The 18,186-nt window shown below is 58.9% G+C and carries 13 protein-coding genes and 1 pseudogene; 5 read left to right on the top strand and 9 right to left on the bottom strand.

Annotated features, from left to right (window positions below):
* Positions 1 to 30 precede the first annotated feature (30 nt).
* The 4 genes from P0D73_RS09495 to P0D73_RS09480 form a co-directional block, all read right to left on the bottom strand.
* The gene (locus P0D73_RS09495) at positions 31 to 621 is read right to left on the bottom strand and encodes a UbiX family flavin prenyltransferase (RefSeq protein WP_408286238.1); all 591 of its coding nucleotides are present in this window, start codon (positions 619 to 621) and stop codon (positions 31 to 33) included.
* Positions 618 to 2,012, bottom strand: a complete 1,395-nt coding sequence (locus P0D73_RS09490; protein WP_408431078.1) for a UbiD family decarboxylase — start codon at positions 2,010 to 2,012, stop codon at positions 618 to 620. Before P0D73_RS09490 ends, P0D73_RS09495 begins: the two co-directional genes overlap by 4 nt.
* A gap of 75 nt (positions 2,013 to 2,087) precedes the next feature.
* Positions 2,088 to 3,014 (bottom strand): amidohydrolase family protein, encoded by a 927-nt coding sequence (locus P0D73_RS09485; RefSeq protein ID WP_012428924.1) that lies wholly within the window; start codon positions 3,012 to 3,014, stop codon positions 2,088 to 2,090.
* A complete protein-coding gene (locus P0D73_RS09480; RefSeq protein ID WP_408431076.1) occupies positions 3,014 to 3,970 on the bottom strand; it encodes an amidohydrolase family protein in 957 nt (318 codons plus the stop codon). The genes P0D73_RS09485 and P0D73_RS09480 overlap by 1 nt, the downstream gene beginning before the upstream one ends.
* A gap of 241 nt (positions 3,971 to 4,211) precedes the next feature.
* Here P0D73_RS09480 and P0D73_RS09475 point away from each other — a divergent pair, with 241 nt between their 5' ends.
* Entirely contained in the window at positions 4,212 to 5,099 is an 888-nt protein-coding gene (locus P0D73_RS09475) for a LysR substrate-binding domain-containing protein (RefSeq protein WP_408431073.1), read from the top strand.
* Here P0D73_RS09475 and P0D73_RS09470 read toward each other — a convergent pair.
* Positions 5,086 to 5,982 (bottom strand): LysR substrate-binding domain-containing protein, encoded by an 897-nt coding sequence (locus P0D73_RS09470; RefSeq protein WP_408313490.1) that lies wholly within the window; start codon positions 5,980 to 5,982, stop codon positions 5,086 to 5,088. The two genes, P0D73_RS09475 and P0D73_RS09470, sit on opposite strands and share 14 nt — an antisense overlap.
* 148 nt (positions 5,983 to 6,130) lie before the next feature.
* Here P0D73_RS09470 and P0D73_RS09465 point away from each other — a divergent pair, with 148 nt between their 5' ends.
* The 4 genes and pseudogenes from P0D73_RS09465 to P0D73_RS09450 all read left to right on the top strand — a co-directional run bounded on the left by P0D73_RS09465 (position 6,131) and on the right by P0D73_RS09450 (position 10,306).
* A complete protein-coding gene (locus P0D73_RS09465; protein ID WP_408313488.1) occupies positions 6,131 to 6,658 on the top strand; it encodes a (2Fe-2S)-binding protein in 528 nt (175 codons plus the stop codon).
* A complete protein-coding gene (locus tag P0D73_RS09460; protein WP_408313486.1) occupies positions 6,659 to 8,917 on the top strand; it encodes a xanthine dehydrogenase family protein molybdopterin-binding subunit in 2,259 nt (752 codons plus the stop codon).
* 219 nt (positions 8,918 to 9,136) lie between these two features.
* Positions 9,137 to 9,439, top strand: a complete 303-nt coding sequence (locus P0D73_RS09455) for a hypothetical protein (RefSeq protein ID WP_408431070.1) — start codon at positions 9,137 to 9,139, stop codon at positions 9,437 to 9,439.
* 421 nt (positions 9,440 to 9,860) lie between these two features.
* Positions 9,861 to 10,306 (top strand): annotated as a pseudogene (locus P0D73_RS09450) (VOC family protein).
* 422 nt (positions 10,307 to 10,728) lie between these two features.
* Here the strand turns inward: P0D73_RS09450 and P0D73_RS09445 are convergent.
* The 4 genes from P0D73_RS09445 to P0D73_RS09430 form a co-directional block, all read right to left on the bottom strand.
* Positions 10,729 to 12,180: a hypothetical protein gene (locus P0D73_RS09445; RefSeq protein ID WP_408286253.1), complete on the bottom strand. Its 1,452-nt coding sequence runs from the start codon at positions 12,178 to 12,180 to the stop codon at positions 10,729 to 10,731.
* A gap of 534 nt (positions 12,181 to 12,714) precedes the next feature.
* Positions 12,715 to 15,108 carry an SdiA-regulated domain-containing protein gene (locus tag P0D73_RS09440; RefSeq protein ID WP_408431067.1) on the bottom strand — a complete coding sequence of 798 codons (2,394 nt, stop codon included), beginning with the start codon at positions 15,106 to 15,108 and terminating at the stop codon, positions 12,715 to 12,717.
* A 479-nt stretch (positions 15,109 to 15,587) separates the two neighbouring features.
* Complete coding sequence (locus P0D73_RS09435) at positions 15,588 to 16,421, bottom strand: AraC family transcriptional regulator (protein ID WP_408431065.1); 834 nt, start codon at positions 16,419 to 16,421, stop codon at positions 15,588 to 15,590.
* A gap of 86 nt (positions 16,422 to 16,507) precedes the next feature.
* Positions 16,508 to 18,013, bottom strand: coding sequence for a DHA2 family efflux MFS transporter permease subunit (locus P0D73_RS09430; protein WP_408286257.1), 1,506 nt, complete (start codon positions 18,011 to 18,013; stop codon positions 16,508 to 16,510).
* Positions 18,014 to 18,186: the final 173 nt, after the last annotated feature.

The following is an 18,186-nucleotide window of genomic DNA, read 5'->3' as shown; positions in this document are numbered from 1 at the left end:
CGTTTCTTCGTTCGTACTACGGTTCGGCTATCAGGCGATATTCGGTTCTTGTGTTTCGACTTCTCGCCAGCGTTTGACGGTGCCCGCTTCGAGACCGAACAGATCGAGCACGCGGCCTAGCGTGTGATCGATCATCTGGTCGAGTGAAGCGGGGCGCGCGTAAAACGCCGGCACGGGTGGCGCGACGATCGCGCCCATTTCGGTTACTGCAATCATGTTGCGCAGATGCGCCAGCGTGTACGGCGTTTCGCGCGCCAGCAGCACTAGCGGGCGGCGCTCTTTCAACGTGACATCGGCGGCGCGTGAAATCAGACTCGACGACATGCCGCTGGCAATTTCTGCGAGCGTCTTCATGGAGCAGGGTGCGACGATCATGCCTAGCGAACGAAACGAGCCGCTGGAGATGGCTGCGGCCATGTCGTCGCAACGGTAGGTGGCGCTGGCGAGCGCGCTGACGTCGGCGAACTTGTAGTCGGTCTCGTGCGTCATCGTGAGCAGCGCGCTGCGTGAAACGGTCAGATGCGTTTCGATATCGAGTTGACGCAACAGTTGCAGCAGGCGCACGCCATAGGTAAAGCCGGATGCGCCGCTGATGCCGATTACGAGTCGCCGCGCGCTCATCGCTGTACTCCGGCGGCGTGGGCCAGAATGTCGCGGGCCTGTTGTGCAGCGCGTTCGCTAATGCGAGCGCGGATGCCGTCGAAATGCGAGCCGCGTGTCGCGTCGATACCCATACGCGACGTGGTGCCTGCTGCGGACGACGAAGGGTCGAGCGGACTGCCCGGCAAGCCATCGACGATAAACATGTCCTGATGCGGCTGAAAATGCGTGGCGATAGCCCACAGCACCTGCGAGTCGTTGGTGATGTCGATGTCGCTATCCACAGCGACGACGTTCTTGAGGTACGGATCCCAGCCGAGCAGCGCCAGCATGATCTGGCGTGCTTCGCCGTCGCGCGTCTGATTCAACGCGACGTAGCAGTGAAAATGCGTACCGGAGTTGGGGTAGTGCAACGCGGTGACCGATGGGAAGCGCGCCTTCAGCTTCTCGCTCATCTCCGCTTCGCGCGGCAAACGGGCTAAAGTCAAATGTTCTGCGTAAGGACCGCCGACTACATCGACGAGCCATGCATCGTTACGGCGCATCATCGTGTCGACGCGCAACACGTTGTTGGTCGAGCGGTCCGATGAATAACCGGTGAATTCGCCGAACGGGCCTTCTTCGGCGTGAGCTGAAGGATCGATCGTGCCTTCCAGCACGAACTCGGCGGAAGCGGGCACGCCGATGCCATAACGCGGTGTGCGCACCAGCTCCAGCGGCGCGCCGAACAGACCGCCTGCAATCGCGCGTTCGTCGGTGCCGAACGGGACGCGCGCGGCGGCGGCCAACATGAACAGCGGATGCGCGCCGATCACCATCGCGATTTTCAATGTGTCGCCGCGTGCCTGGGCGGCTTGCAACATGCGCCAGAGGTGGCCGCGCGAATGCAGGCTGGTGGCCAAAGCGTCCTTCGCGTGTCGCATCGAGCGGTGATAGCTGAGGTTCGCCACGCCCGTGACCGGATTTTCGGCGACGATCACCGCGTTCGTAATGTACGGGCCGCGGTCGGTTTCGAAGTGGCGGATCATCGGCAGTTGCGCGAGATCGACGGCATCGCCTTCGATTACCTGATCCAGCACGTGACCGTTTGCCAAGAACACCGGCGCGATAGGCGCGTTGGCGCGTTGTTGATAGGCATCGAATAAGCCGGACGCATCGACATCGAACAGGCGCCCAATGCGTGTACGTGAAGCAAAGAAATTGGTGACGAGAGGCGTTGCGATCCCATCGACCTTGTCGCAGATCAGCATGGGATGCTGCCCGCGCGTCGCGAGTTCGGCGACGACGGCCGTGACGTCCTGATCGGCGGACAGCGGCTGCGAGAGCGTCAATACATCATCGGGATAGTGCTCGCGATACGCATGCGCAAAGCGATGAAAATCTTGCGTGGCGCGGAAAAGGTTATCCGCCATAGTGAACTCCGTGTGAGACAACCAAGGCAAGCGCGGCACTGACCGCGCTTGCTTTAAAACATCAGCCAGTCAGCGTTAAGCCGGCTGCGTGACGTCATTCACATAAGTCGCCTTCAAACGCTTCTCCGCTTCGGCGAGATCCTTCGGCGGCTTGGTCGGCTCGATTCCGACCAGACGGGCGATGTTGTTGCCCATGTAGTCTTCGAGGCCATCTTCATCCAGATTCATGCCTTGCGGCGCGGGACCACACAGCATTTCGAGTTCGCGCAGCCACATGCCCGGCTCGTTCGGCGGCGAATCCGTGCCGAACACGATCTTGTTGCGCGGTAGTTCGCGAGCGAATTCGACGATGCGCGACTGATAGCACCAACCCGATTCGCAGTACACGTTCGGCGTATCCATCGCCATCCAGAAGGCTTCGAACGAGTAGTTGCCGCCCGTCTGAATCCCGAAGTGACCGATGATGAAATTCACCATCGGGAATTCGCGGATGATCGGATAGAACTGCGTCGGAATCGTGTACGGTCCGTCGCCGGTGTGAATCAGCACGACCACGCCGAGCTCGGCGCACTTTTTCATCGCGGGACGCAACCAGTCGAGCGCGCGATCCGGACGGTAGCCGTGCATATTCGCGTGCAGCTTGAGCATCTTGAAGCCGTACTCCTTTACGTGGAATTCGAGCTCGGCCGCGCCGTTCTCCGGGCCCCAACGCGGGTTGTACGTGAAGTTGCCGATAAAGCGATCCGGGTACTTCTGCGTCAGTTCGGCGATATACGACATGTAATCGCGAATGCCTTCACGGCCGCGCCGGTTGCCATCGCGATAGCCCGTGTTGCCCGGGGGCGGCTGAATGAAACCCATGTCGATACGGCGCGGCTTGCCGTTGATGATGTACGGACCGTCCATCATCTTCAGCAGGCGTTCGCCGGTGAACGGCTCGCCGGTATGGCGCCACGCTTCGTCGACGAGATTGGTGGGGTGCAGATGGGTATCGATGATCATCAGCGGGCTCCTGCGTAGTCGGCCTGGCCCGCGTGTTTCTTCGCGGTGCCGGCATGGTGTTTCAAATAGGCTTGCGCTTCTTCGACGCTTCTCGGCGGCGCGCTCGGCTCGATGCCGATCATGCGGGCGAGGTTGTTGCCGAGATAGTCTTCGAGCGTGTCTTCGTCGAGATTCAGGCCTTGCGGCGGCTCGTGACACAACACTTCGAGCAAACGCAGCCACATGCCCGGCTCGTTCGGCGGCGTGTCGGAACCGTAGAGAATCTTGTGCGTGGGCAGCACCTTCGCGAATTCGACGATTCGCGATTGCAGACACCAACTCGATTCGCAATACACGTTCGGTGTGTCGAGCGCCATTTGATACGGCTCGAAGCAATACACGCCTCCCGTCTGCACGCCGAAGTGCGCCATGATGAAATTCACCGACGGGAATTCACGAATCAGCGGATACCACTCGCTCGGAATGCTGTACGGGCCGTCGCCGGTATGCAGCTTCACGAGCAAACCGAGGTCCGCGCATTTGCGCAACGCGGGGCGCAGCCAGTCGAGCGCGCGGTCGGGACGGTATGCATGCATGTTGGCCTGCAACTGGACCATCTTGAAGCCGTGTTCCTTCGCGTAAAACTCGATGGCTTCAGCACCGTTCTCCGGACCGCAACGCGGGTTGTAGACGAAACAGCCGAGCAGACGGTCCGGGTATTTCTGAACGCATTCCACGGTGTACGCCATGTAGTCGTCGATCGACTCGCGGCCGGAGCGTTCGCCGTCGGTCCACGTATAGATGGTGTTGCCTTGCGGCGGCTGAATGAAGGCCTTGTCGATGCGGCGAGGCTTGCCGTTGATGATGTAGGGGCCGTCCATCACCTCGATCAGACGCTCGCCGGAAAATGGCTCGCCATCATGGCGCCACGCGAGGTCGACCAGGTTGGTCGGATAACAGCTAGTGTCGATGATCATGTACTCGATCTCCTTGAGAGGAACTGGTGTATCCAGTTGCCGGATCGCGGGCAGGCGCATCGATGGAACTCAGCCCGTTGGGCTTGCCCATGCGGCCCTTTGCAAGGCGCAGTGTTCGTGCGCCTTCCCCTCGCCGGCATCGAGTGTCACACTGATGTGCACTGCTGCTTGCGATGCAGTCTCACAAGATAAAAACGCTCTGTACAATATTTTTTAACCACGATCTTGATACGTTTGCGATATGGACATCCGGCTGTTGCGTTACTTCGCGGTGCTTGCCGACGAACTGCATTTCGGCCGGGCAGCCGCGCGGCTGCACATTTCCCAGCCGCCGCTGAGTCAGCAGATTCGCATCCTCGAAGAGGAGATGGGCACGGCACTGTTCATGCGCTCGCAACACCGTGTCGAACTCACCGAGGCAGGGAAAACACTTAAAGAACAGGTGCCGTTGATCTTCGCGCAGTTCGAACGCGCGATCGATCTGACGCGTTGCGCGGGGCGTGGCGAAGTAGGGAGCCTCGAGATTGGCATCATCAGTTCGGCGATGGTCGAGCCCATTCCGCGCGCGCTACGGGTATTCGCGGAGAAGCATCCGCAAGTGCGGTGGACGCTGCATGAGATGACGCCGGCCGCGCAGATTCTCGCGTTGAAAGAGCGCCGGCTCGATGTCTGTTTCTTCCGCGTCTCGCATGAAGACCCGGAGATTCGCAGCGAAGTGGTGATGCGTGAGCCGGCGGTGGTCGCGTTGCCGTTGGGGCACGCGCTGGCGTCGCGCGGAGAGATTGCGTTGCGTGAGTTGGAGACCGAACGCTTCGTCTCGTTCGGTTTGCGGCAGTCGCAATTGGCGCGCTTTCTACAGGACTGTTGTGTTGAGGCAGGGTTTACACCGCGGATCGAACAGGAAGTCGTCGAGGTGCATACGTTGTTGTGTCTCGTGCGCGAAGGATTGGGCGTGGCGTTGCTGCCTTCGTCCGCGCGGCAGTTGTCGACGGGTGGTGTCGCGTTCGTGCCGGTGGCTGCGCCGCGCCCCGAAGTGTCGCTGCACGCGCGCTATCGTGCCGAGACGCCTTCGCCGGTGTTGTCGCTGTTTCTCGAAACCGTGCGGGAAGTGGCGGCTAGTGTGAGCTGACCGTTTGCGCGACAAGGTCGCGGATCACTTGGATCAGCGGCGCCACACGCCCCGCTTTCTCGCGCGGCCATACGGCGTAGAGGTTGTAGTGCGTCGGAATTTCCACTTGCGTGAGTTCGACCAGATTGCCGTTGCGTTGGGCGTCGGCGGCGAGCAGGCCACGCGCCAAACCCGCCCCCACGCCTGCGCTGGCGGCGGCGATCAAGCCCGCGGCGTTGTCGAAAACCGCGACGGCGTCGGGCTCGACCTCGGGCAGCCCCGCAGCGGCGAGCCAGGGAATCCACGAACGCTTCGTATAGCCGAGCAATGGCAGCTCCAGTAGCTGCTCGGGCGTGAGCGGCACGCTGAGCCCGCGTGCCTGCAACAGCGAGGGCGCGCCCACAGCAGTCAAACGGTCGCCGCAAATCAGCGCGTTTTCGAAGCCGTCCCATTCTCCATACCCATATCGCAACGCAATATCCACGCGCTCGAACGCGCTGCGGTCACGACGCGGTGTGGACAGCACCGTGAGCGATGTCCCGCTCAACGCGCCGAGCAAGGCCGGCAAACGCGCCACCAGCCAGCTCTGCGCGAGTTCGGGATCGACGTCGAGCGTGATGGACTGCTTGACCGTGCGCTCTTTTACCGACGACAACGCGCGATCGATTTGCTCGAAGCCATCCGCCAACTGATTCGCGAACAGCACGCCCGCATCGGTCAATACCACGCGGCCGCTTTCGCGCACGAAGAGCGGCTGGCCGACGAACTCTTCGAGCGTGCGGATCTGCTGGCTGATCGCGCTATGCGTGAGCGACAACTGCCGTGCGGCGCTCGAAAAACTGCCGACGCGCGCTGCTTGCAGGAAGGCCTGCATCGACTGGATAGACGGATAGCGCTTCAACATGGTGTTAGCCGGACTTACGGATGATAGAAGAAATGGTCGCTGGCGTTGTGCTTAACGGCTTTCAATAATGACCGCAAGCACGCGGCCCTTGTCACGTATCCACTCCTGCAATGCGCCGCGCTGCACAACGATATTCAGGAGACAGCGCATGATCGAGATCGTGGTCAACGACACGCGGCACTCGCTCGACAATGTACCGGAAGACATGCCCCTGTTGTGGGTATTGCGCGACCGGCTCAAATTGACCGGCACGAAATTTGGCTGCGGCGGCGGCTTTTGCGGCGCGTGCACGGTACATCTGGAAGGTGAGGCAGTGCGCTCCTGTTTGCTGCCTGCTGTGGCCGTTGCCGGCAAACGCATCACGACGATCGAAGGGTTGTCGAAGGACGGCCGGCATCCACTGCAACTCGCGTGGGTCGCCGAGGATGTGCCGCAATGCGGCTACTGCCAGTCCGGTCAGTTGATGCAGGCGGCCGCGTTTCTCCAGGACAAGCCGACCGTCAACGACGAAACCATCACGACGGCGATGTCCGGCAACATCTGTCGATGCGGCACGTACTCGCGGATTCGCAAGGCGATCAAGCGGGCGGCGTCGGGTGATCCTGCGCTGGCGGCTGTGGAGATGCCTGCTTGCGCGTCCGCCTGCTCGTCTCACGTTACGAACGAGGAGGCTTGAATGCGCAACGACAAAGAAGCGCTGACCAGCGTTCGCGGCGCTGCTCGCCGTCGCTTCATCAAGCAGAGTTCGGCGCTGTTGGCCTCGGGTCTCGCGATCGGCTTCCAGTTGCCCGATGCCTTCGGCAAGGGCGACAACAAAAGCGGTGATCCCAAACCGCAGGCCGGTGAGTTCGAACCGAATGCGTGGGTGCGCGTGCTGCCGGACGATACGATCAAGCTGGTCGTCCACAAACATGACTCCGGCACGGGCACGCGTACCGCGCTCGCTGCGATGGTCGCGGAAGAACTGGACGTCGATCTGTTTCGCGTCGATGTGATCACGCCGGAGAATCCGTTCTACGGCGATTACATTCATCCATTGTGGAAGGTGTTTTCGACGGGCGGGAGTACGAGCGTGTCGCTGGAATACGAGCGCTTGCGACGTGCGGGCGCGACGGCGCGCGCGATGTTGATCGCCGCTGCGGCGAAACAATGGAATGTGGCGCCGGCGACGTGTTCAACGGAGAACGGCTTCGTGGTCAATCAGGCTAGCGGTAAGCGTGCGAACTATGGATCGCTTGCGCAGGTCGCGGCGCAAATGCCCGCGCCGAAAGATGTCGCGTTGAAAGATCCGTCGCAGTTCAAATACATCGGCAAATTACGGAAGAAACGCGGCGCTGCGGAGAAGGCGCGAGGCGCGTTTCCGTACAGCATCGACGTGTCGTTGCCGGACATGTTGGTCGCTGTCGTCACGCGCGCGCCGGTGATCGATGCGCGCGTGCGCAGCGTGGATGCTAAAGCGGCGTTGGCCGTGCCGGGCGTGCGGCAGGTTTTGCAGATTCCTGGGCGGCCCGACATTCTCGGTGGCAATCAGGCCGGCGTGGCTGTGTTGGCCGATGACTATTGGTCGGCGCATAAGGGACAGGCAGAGTTGCATGTGGAGTGGGAAGACAGTCCGCTGGAGACGTTTGATAGCAGCACGCTGGTCGCGCGTCAGGCGGCGTGGCTCGATGATCCTGCGGCGCGGGTGGTGCCGACTGTTCAGAGTGGGGATTTGAAGACTGCGTTTGCGCACGGGGCGCGGGTGATTGAGGCTTCTTATTCAATGCCTTATAAGGCGCAGTGTCCGCTTGAGCCGATTAACGTGACTGCGTGGGCTAAGAAGGACGGTGCAATTGAGTATTGGGGTGGGCTGCAAGTGCCTTCAACGGTGCAGGAGGCGGCTGAGGTGATCGGCGGTATCCCGGCGAATCGTGTGGTGCTGCATGAGCTTGTTTCAGGTGGCAGCTTTGGGTCGCGTGAGTCGAAGTACTGGCTTTTTGAAGTGACCTGGCTGGCGTTGAAAGTTGGGAAGCCGGTTAAGTTGATGAATAGCCGTCAAGATGAAATGCGGGCGCTTTATTACCACTCGGCGAGTTTTCATCGGGCGAAGGCTGGGCTCGATAAGCGCGGGAATCTGGCGACGTTGCAGTTGCGGGCGGTGATGCCTGCTTCGCCGGAACAGTGGGAGCCCGGGTACTTCGATCGGCCGGACCGGATGGACTACAGCACGACTGAAGCGATCAGTAAGTATGAGTTCGCTTATGGGGCGCCGCATGTGGATATTGGTTGGGTTCGGCATGAGACCGGTGTGCCGACTGGGTGGTATCGGGCGGTGAGTTATATACCGAATGTGTTTGCTGTTGAGTCGTTTATGGATGAGGCCGCGCATGCGGGACGTCGGGATCCGGTTGAGTTTCGGCTCGCGCATATGAAGGATCCGCGGCATCAGGCTGTTTTGCGGGAGGCGGCGAAACGGGCTGGGTGGGGGAAGGCGTTGCCTGCTGGGACTGCTTTGGGCGTGGCGACTAATCAGGCTTATAGCAGTTATGTTGCTGTTGTGGCGCGTGTTGCTCGGAAAGGCGATGGTGTTGTAATCGAGAAGCTGACCTGTGTCGCGGATTGTGGGTTGGCTGTTTCGCCGGGTGGGGTCGAGGAGCAGCTTTATGGCGGGTTGATGTGGGGGTTAGGGCATGCGACGGCGGATCGCATCGATATTCGGCATGGGCAGGTCGAACAGAAGAACTTTGATACGTATCGGGTGATGCGGATGAGTGATATGCCGGAGATTGATATTTTGATTGTGCAGGGGGATACGTCGAAGCCTGGTGGGGTGGGGGAGTTGTCTAGTCCTTCGGTGGCGCCGGCGATTGCTAATGCGGTGTTTAGGCTTGCTGGGCGACGGTTGAGAGAGACGCCCTTCGATCTCGCGAAGGTGGGTGGGAAAGGGAAAGCTTGAACTGCGGGTGCGCGGTCACATTGTGGTATCTCAAGGGCTGCTTTTTTTGGCACCGTTTCGATGCTGCGTGCATGGCGTTTGGTTCCAAGGGTTTGTACTTATTTCTTCAACATTGTTTTGTTCTGCAAGTACTTAATTGCGAGCAGGCCACAGCCTAGACTGCAAGTACTGAAACGCAAACGGGCGTTTGCGGACAAACGAAGTCTGGAGGTAAGCATCATGAAACTCGTTCAATCGCTCATCGTCGTAGCTGCTCTTGCAATTCCGGCTGCCTCATCTTTTGCTCAATCGAACGAAGCGGTCGCTCCGACCAATGTTCAGGCCGCACAAACTAGCGTGAATCCAGGAAGTGGCGCTGCGACCGATTTGGGCGGCGTCGCTGACGGGACTTCAGCGTCGGGTAGCCATCATCAACTGCGTTCGTTCGGCACCGCCGTCGCCCACTTGGGACATAAAATCCAAGGCTCTATTCGCCCGGACCCGAATGATGGAATGAAGCCCGTGTTTTTCGGCGGCGCATAAATTGACCGCATTGATTGCAGCCTTGTGTCGTTGATTGAGTGGTGCCAAGACGTCCTTGGTCTGTTGAGGGAATAACGTAGAGACGCGCAGATAAATCTGCGCGTTTTCGCTTTCAGGAATCCGCCGCGGGGCTTGTTTCGCTGAGTGACGAGTTTCGAGCGGGTCAATTGACTGCAACGGGTCGAGATGGAATGGATACCGCCCCTCCCTCCGGAGACCGGTCAACGGCGGAGCACTACGCCGGTGCGACGTCATATCGGGTCCGGATAGGGGCGGACGATCGCGGATGGCAGCTATCCTGTGCGCCTGGTGTGGTCTGAATCTCTCGCGCAGCTACTCGCGCGGATACCCCTGGGCTTGAGCGGTAGCTCAGGTCGGCAGCGTTACGATCGGCGCTTCAGCCAGGCGCCAAGGAGACATCATGACGGTGAAGCGTATGGACAACGTCGGCATTGTGGTTGAAGACATGGATGCCGCCATTGAGTTTTTTGCCGAACTTGGCCTTGAGCTCGAGGGGCGCGCCCCAATCGAAGGAGACTGGGCAGATGGCGTCACTGGATTGCGCGGCATGCGCGTCGAAATTGCCATGATGCGTACGCCGGACGGTCACAGCCGGCTCGAGCTGTCCCGCTTCCTTGCGCCACCTGTGGTCGCCGATCACCGTCGCACCTGGTGAACGCCCTTGGTTACCTACGCGTCATGTTTACCGTGGAGGACATCGACGATACGCTCGCCCGTCTCGGTAAACGCGGCGCGGAACTCGTCGGCAAAGTGGCTCAGTACGAAAACACGTATCGGCTCTGCTACAACCGGGGCCCCGAAGGAATCCTCATCGGGCTCGCTCAAGAGCTTGGGCATGGCGCCTAACCCTTCCATCGAGTGGACGTTAGCGACCGCTGCTTCCCGCTAGAGAAATTCGGAGCGCTGCTCGAGCGCTAAGGGTTTCCAGCGTTACGATCGGCCTGGTCGCTCTCGGGCTGCGCGCGGCCACTAAGGGACACTCGGCGAAGTGCCGCGAATCGTCGACAATCAACTTCCGTGTCACTGTGCTCGAGTAGGATCTAACCGGCTGGCGTCAAAGGTCGAAGCGTGGGAGCGGAGACATCGTTTAACGCAAGATGAGATTGAGCCTGTTCGTTCACCGAAGATCATGGTTTCTATGATCGGCTAGGGACAGTGCATTCTATATTGCGCGTGACGTTGCATCGATATCCGTGCTTATAGACACAAATTTAGGCAACTGTTCGTTTCTTTTCCAACTATCCGGTACGTCAACTGAGTGCGGTCTGTTACTGGAAGGCCGCCGCGGTCGATGCGACCTTCATTAACAACTGAGACTTCGTCGTTGCATATTGATTGGGCGGTTGATAGTCATGTGCGATTTGATACGCCATAGTTAAAGTTTCCTTCGCTTCACTTTCATCGCCGGCAACGTGAAACGCCTTGGCGAGCGAGAGCAAGCCATCAAGATTCATTGCTTTCTGTCTTTCAGAAAGCATCAGAGCCGAGGTCTTGTTGCTGCGCGAAAGGCGCAGACTTTCTGCGCTCATCTCCGACTTTGCCATCGCCTCAGCCAATACACCTTTCTCGCTGATCAATGACTGACGTTGCTCAATCGGCATAACATCAACGATGTTCAATATTCTTCGAAAATCCTCCTCAGACGCCTTCAAGTCGCCCTTCAGATGTTCCTCCCGAGCGATGTATGTCCACAACTCAATCTGCATATGGGTCTTCTGAGGATCTATCTTTCCGGCGAAGAACTTGGCGGTTGAGAAGTCTCCGCGATTCGATGCGTCACGGATTATTTGGCTCAACGTCTCATCTCGAACATCAACGTAAAGCGTAGGTCCCGGCAACTCTTGAAGGAAATCTAGAGCCGCATCTTTATTTCCGTTACGCGCTTCAAAACTCGCATACGCATCGATTATCAACGGTGCAGGAATCCGATGTCGAGCAAAGTCGAGCTGATTCGAGTCAAGTGCAAGTCTCCCGACCGATGCCCGAATCGCCTGCGCTTGACCTTTGTTGGCAATCGAACTGCAGGCGCCTAAAGCTTTGTCCATGAGGTCCAGCGCGGCTGTCGGCTGTGACTTTTGGAAACGGATTATCGCCAGATCCCGGTACGCCAACGCGGTGTCGGCAGAAGGCGGCCATCTGCGGGTAGCCTCTTCAAGCGATGAGACCATCCAATCCGGAACGCCGCCGGGAGCCGCGTTGGCGAGCGCAAAGGCGGCACGGTCAAAATCGGAAGGTGACGCTGGGTCAGAAGTTGCCGAGGTAATTGCTTCGTCAAATATGGAATGTGCCTGCGCTTTAAGGCCCAAATCTGAGTATATTAAGGCGGCATTGGTGAGAGTGTCGGTGCTCCACACGGGTTCTCGCGAGCCACTGCGCAAGATTGCAAGTGCTTCATTGAGAATATGCTCCTTCTCTTCGACCGACATGCTGGAGGGCGCGGAAACTACAGTGACAAGGGCAGCGGATTGGCACGCGCGACATAGCATCCGTGCGCTATCCAGGGCATCCGACGTGAAGCCGTCAAACGCCATCTCCTTCGGGAGCATGGGCTCGTTCGGGTCATTTTCGCGCGCCTCCAACAGGATCTCGCGTGTCGCTTCATGCCATCTGGCGGCCTTGAGGGCTGGTAGCGGGTTCGGTGTGGTTTGTGCCATTACTGCCGCATTTATACCGAGCATTAACAACGACGCGATCAGTTTTTTTTGACAGATAAAGATCATGGCAGACCAATAAGGTGAAGACGACGGATGCTGGTGCGCTCCGTAGAGAGTTCGTCACTTGAATAAACGCACTGCTGAAGATGTCTTCGAGAAGGCGTTGTTCGAGGTCGGTTGTATTGTGGCGCGGGTTTCAAATAATATTCAAGTTCAAAGTCGAGGACATCGGCTTCACGCCCGAAGCCTCTGGCGGACGGCAGGCGATAGCACCCGACGACTCTACAAGCATTGACCATCGCATACGGTTGTGACCTCGTAATGCACTCTACAACTGCCACCCGAGGACTCCCATCTACGTCGCAGCGTTTTCACGGCCGAGCTGAGCGGCCGCTATCCGGAAAGGTGACTGTCCCTTGTGGGTCGAACTGCGCCCATCGTCGTTCGGCTCAGGTCGCCCACGAGCGGACCTCCGTGGGCGTGATTCAATTCACCCCGCAGCCGACATTCGGTGCGAGTTCGGGCTCGTAGACCATAAAAAAACCGCCCGACATAGTCGGACGGTTCTTCGCCATACTCATGCCGCAAAGCGACGTGAAATTACTGTCCAGGCGAACCAATCGACGCAGGTTTGAGCGGTTCGGCTATGCCGCCGTGCACGCCAATCACTGCCTCAACATAGTTTGGCGTCGTTGTCGAAACCGTATCCCATACTGCGGAAACCTTCGCATTGCCACCGGCGAAGACGGCACCAGCATGATTTCCGGCGGCAACGAGGCTGGCATCTGCACCCGAGGCCGTTGGAATCGCTTTCGTCGTGCCGTCTCCCTGCGCTGCATTGATCGGTGTGCCGTAGTTCATTGCAGCCGCGACATTACCGTTCGCATCATAGACGACCACCGCATCGCCTTTACCCAAACCGATCGGATTCGCTGCATCGTTATTGACGTTCAACATCGCAACGACCGGAACCGTGCCAGCGAGGCCCCAGGTTGTGCGGAACGTATTTTCGTCCGTTCCGGGCACACCCGGCACAACGACCAGATGTTCACCCGGTGCAAGCATCGTACCGGCCACAAATGCCGCGCTATTGTTGGCATCGTTGACGTCAGCATGATTGTCGCCCCACTTCCAGCCGGTCAGATCAATTGCCGTGCTGCCATAGTTATAGATTTCAAAGAAATCCTGACCGCCGTCTGCGTTCGAGTTCACCTCCGAGATCAGCACGGTCGGCGCTGGCGCACCTGCTGCTGCAGTCGTGAAGCTCTGCGTCGTGCCTGCATACGCATTGCCATACAGGTCAGTGATAACGCCACCGGCCAATTGCACGGTGTAGCGAGAACTATCCTGCAATGGTGTCGTCAAGGTGATGCTCACCCGACCGCCGTTGAATTTGACCTGGGTCGTGTCGTCAACGGACACATTACGCGTATCAGAGCCGTTGCTGATAACAATGTTACCTGTGCCGGCCTGCACGACTTCGCTGAACGACAGTGTCATGTGGTTGCCGATGATGCCTGTCGCGCCATCGACCGGCGCAGTGCTGGTCAATGTCGGGGCTGTGTGGTCAACGGTACCAATCGCCTTGAACGAGAACGTCGATAAGTCGGACACGGCAGAGGTGTCGTTCCCCGCTGCCGTCTTGATCGCCCCCGTTGGATACGTGATGTGGTAGGTGGTGCCGGCAACCATGTAGAACTTCGGATGAATCTTCATCACATTACCGCTGAACGTCACTTGCGATGCGTCGGTTACGGGAATCGACCGCGTATCGTCAGCGCCGTTACTGAGAACGATATTACCCGCACCCGCCTTCACCGATTGATCGAACGTCAGGTAGAGGTTGCTGCCAATGCCGACATTGTTTGTGCTGGTGGTTGGCTTGAAGATGGTCAGGCCTGGCAGGCTCGGCCCCGCGGCCTGTTCACCAACCGCATAAATGGTCCCGTCCGGGCCCATCGTCACACCCTCGTTCTGAGCAGTGGCACTCATATACAAGCTGCTCAGCAACTTGCCGGTACGATCCATCTCGACGATCTTGCCATCCGGCGCGCCGATGATGATGATGTTGCCGTAATCCGGAGCGCTGCTCGGTACGATATTCGACAACGAGAAAACGTCATTGAACGCAGAAAGGCCCGTCACGGCCGCATCGAACAGCACCGGCGGATTGTCTGTCGTCGGCAAGATGGGCGTACCGTTCGATGCTGTCGCCGACCCGCTCGCAAAATTGATTGCGGCCTGGAAGATGATGGTGGGTTGCGACTGGCGCACGGCAATGTAGCCACCTGTTTTGGTATCGAAAGTAACACCCTCAATACCGACGTTGGCAACCGTCGTCCCCAGTTTGACGGACTGTACGTCTGCTCTGTGCAGTATTCCACCAGGAACGTAAGTGAACAGATCGACTTGACGGAGACGCTCTTCCACCAATACGAACTTGCCGCCACCGACATAGGTGATGCCTTCAGTGTCCTCGAAGTCGCCGGCATTGAGCGTCATGGAATCGATAACGTGACCATCGCTCTTTGCAACCTGCACCACTGAGGTCGCACCGTCGCCAATGACAAACAGCGAATCGGTATCCTTGTCATAGGTCACGCCGGACGCCTCTGCATTCAGCAGATTGGTGCCGGTCGTAGCGAACTGCAGAGGAAACATTGCTGTCTGCGTGTAGCTATTCAAATCATAGGTGCTTTGCGGATTGGCAAATGCAAGCGTAGGAATTTTGCTATCTACTACAGGCGCTACATTGCCGCCATTGTCACCAGCAGTGCTGCTGCTATTATCGCCCCCGCCACATGCACTAAGACCGGCTGCGAGAATCGCAGAAATTAAAAGTTTTATTTTCACGGTACGGTAAGTATTTGAAAGGTTGAAGAATTCGCGACCATATCGGACGTGTATTGCATTTTCATGACCGATAAAACTGTACGAGAGCGCGCTCGGGCAGGAATAGCCGATAACTTTGGTTTGGCGGTCGACGCTGTCCAACCGGAGATGCATTTTGCGACCGGTTTTCAGGCTGCCCCACCGCCTGATTTCAAGCGCAACGAGTACGACAGATTGCCTGACGACATCCGGGACGTGGCGAATCGCGTGATAACGAGAAACTTGAGAGTGGTGCGCTTGTCGTTCACACGGTGTGCGACTACTGCGATCACATGGTTCGTTGTTACTCGGTCAAACCAAAGGACGTAGCGAAGCCTACCTGGACTTCCGTGACGCATGGCCAATAGGAGGCGCGGGGCCGGTGCTTCTGCGGCTACGGTACGCGTGTGTTGAAGGCGATGAGCCGCCTCGATCAAGACGTTCAGCGCGAGCAAGGTAATCTCGCGATTGATATGTGTGCATTCTCATTCAAGAATGCACATGGCGAAGATCTGGCGCTTCGTGCGTTTGTGCAGGTGATTATTCAATGTCACCGGAAACGCACCCGCCACACGCATCGCCGCACCGAGAATGGAGGCTCCTCAGCTCTTCAACGGCAACCATATCTCAAGCCCGCCCATCCCACTGACAGGATCAAACTTCTGGTCATACCGCTCAAAATTCGGCGCATCAGCAGGAATATGTCCCGATGCCGGCAGCCACTGATTCCAGGTCGTGTTCCAGGTACGCCGGATAGTCGAAATATGTTCGCGATGGCTAAACACCGCATACCGCTGCGGCGAAATCCGCAAGCGGCTCAACTCAGCAGGCAATGCTGAAAAGTCACTGACTTCGACACCGCACAGATAGTCAATGTTGCCAGCATCGTCAGCGTTATAGCAGACGCCATACGCCACATTGCCGATCTGCCCAGGCACTTTGCCGAAGTAGTCACCAAAGCGCTGCCACTGCGACGGAATTGCAGCGCAGGTTTCGCTGGTATAGCGCTCGCTCAAGCCCGCAACAAGAAACGCTTTGCCGTCTTCAAAGCGCGGCGGTTCGAGATGGGTAAGCAGGGTTTCGTCCATTTTGATTGGCTCCACGAGGGCGAGATTGTCGAGATGGCCACGCGCGCGCAGCGCGTCGGGCGTGAGCCCAAATTGCTCGCGAAACGCGCGCGTGAATGCCTCGTGAGAACCGTAGCCGGCGTCGATGGCGACCGCGAGGATGTCCGGTGCACCACTCGCTAGACGGCGTGCCGCCTCGCTCAAGCGCCGCCCGCGCACATAGCGCATCACCGAAAACCCCGTGGCCGCTTCGAAGGCGCGCGCCAGGTGAAAGCGCGACACGCATCCGCAGTTGGCGATGTCGTCGAGCGTCAACTCGTGGGCAAAGTGGCTTTCGATAAACCACAGCGCTTTTCCAACCGGGTTCATATGGGCTCTCATGTCAGCATGGAACCAGCTTAGCGAGCGCCGATCCGGGGCGTTTGATCGGGATTGCGGTTTTGGGGGGGCGGCGTTTAGTAGTTTTCGGTCGCGGCTTTGTTGCCCGTGGCGGGGGAGTGTCCATCCGCTGCCGTCACGTTGTGACCGTGAGCCCCTTCCTGCGCCCCAGCCGCAACCGCGTGCCCCGGCCGCAACAACAGCCCCCCAAGCACCCCCGCCACTGCCGCAAAGATCGCCCCAAACAAAAACGCGACGTGATACCCACTGTTCAGCGCCGCGACCGCATCACCAGACGCCTGCATCGCCTCACTCCGCGCCGCGGCAAGACTCGCCAGCACCGCAAGCCCAAGCGCGCCACCCATCATGAACGACGTATTGACGATACCCGACGCGAGCCCCGAATCACTCGGATCGACATCGCTCATGGCGGCGAGCAGCATCGGATTGAAGGCGATACCGGCGCCGAAGCCGAGCAGAATCATGCCGGGCATGACATCGAGCACAAAGCTGCCGCCCACCGGCGCGCGAGCGAACAAAGCAAGACCGCACGCCGCGACCAGCAGACCGACGGCCAGCGGAAGCCGCAGACCAAAGCGCATCACCACCCGCGCCGACAGCCCGAGCGAAAAGAACCCCATGATCAGATTGGCGGGCAGGAATGCAAGCCCGACCTGCAACGGTCGATAGCCAAGCACACGCTGCAAATACAGCGCAGAGATGAAGAACCAGGCAAACATCGCCGCCGCCCACAACACGCCGACCACATTCGCCGTCGCCACATTGCGCAAGCGGAACAGACCAAGCGGCATCAATGGATGCTGAACGCGCGCTTCGATCACAAGGAACACGACAAGCAGCGCCAACGCGGCAAACAGCAAACCGAGCGTCTGCGCCGAAGTCCAGCCAGCCTCATTGCCATTCACCACCGCATAGACCGCCAGCATCAGCGAAACAGTGACAGACACCGCGCCGGCCACATCGAGCCGCTCGCCGTGCGCATGCCCGCGCGCGGACGGCAACAGTGCGACACACAGCGCGTACACGGCAATACCGATCGGCAGATTGACGAGAAAGATCCAATGCCAGCTCAGCAGATTGGTCAGCAGCCCGCCGAGCAACACGCCGATGCTGCCGCCACCCGCGCACACGAAACCATACACGCCCATCGCTTTGGCACGCTCGCCGGGCTCTGTGAACAGATTCATGATGAGGGACAACGAAACCGCCGAGACGATGGCACCCGCCACGCCCTGAACGGCCCGCGCGCACACCAGCAACCCTTGCGAGTTCGAAATGCCGCAAGCAAGCGACGCCAGAGTAAACAACGTGATGCCGATAAGAAACAGCTTGCGATGCCCATACAGGTCGCCGAGCCGCCCGCCAAGCAGCAGGCAACCGCCGAAGGTGAGCATATACGCATTGACCACCCACACGAGCGATGTCTCGGTAAAACCGAGATCCGCCGCAATGGACGGCAGCGCAACGTTCACGATCGTCGTATCGAGCACGATCATGAGCACGCCGAGGCACAGCACGATCAGTGCGAGCCAGCGTTTGTTGCCGTGGATGGAATGGGTCATGCAGGCGGCTCCTTAGGCACGGTCTATCGGATGCCGGACGCGCCGCCGCTGAAACAGGCGCTGCGCCGAAAGAAACGCAACCGGCCGCAACACCGTCCAACCGGTTGTCAACTCGTTGACGACAATGGGATTTTTCAGTCTAGCACCCGCGGGTTTGGACCCACAACTACGAT

This window comes from Paraburkholderia sp. RL18-101-BIB-B (assembly GCF_046026985.1).
In the GTDB taxonomy this organism is placed as follows: Bacteria; Pseudomonadota; Gammaproteobacteria; order Burkholderiales; family Burkholderiaceae; genus Paraburkholderia.
The sequence above is the reverse complement of the archived record's forward strand: the minus strand, read 5'-3'. Positions and strand labels throughout refer to the sequence as shown.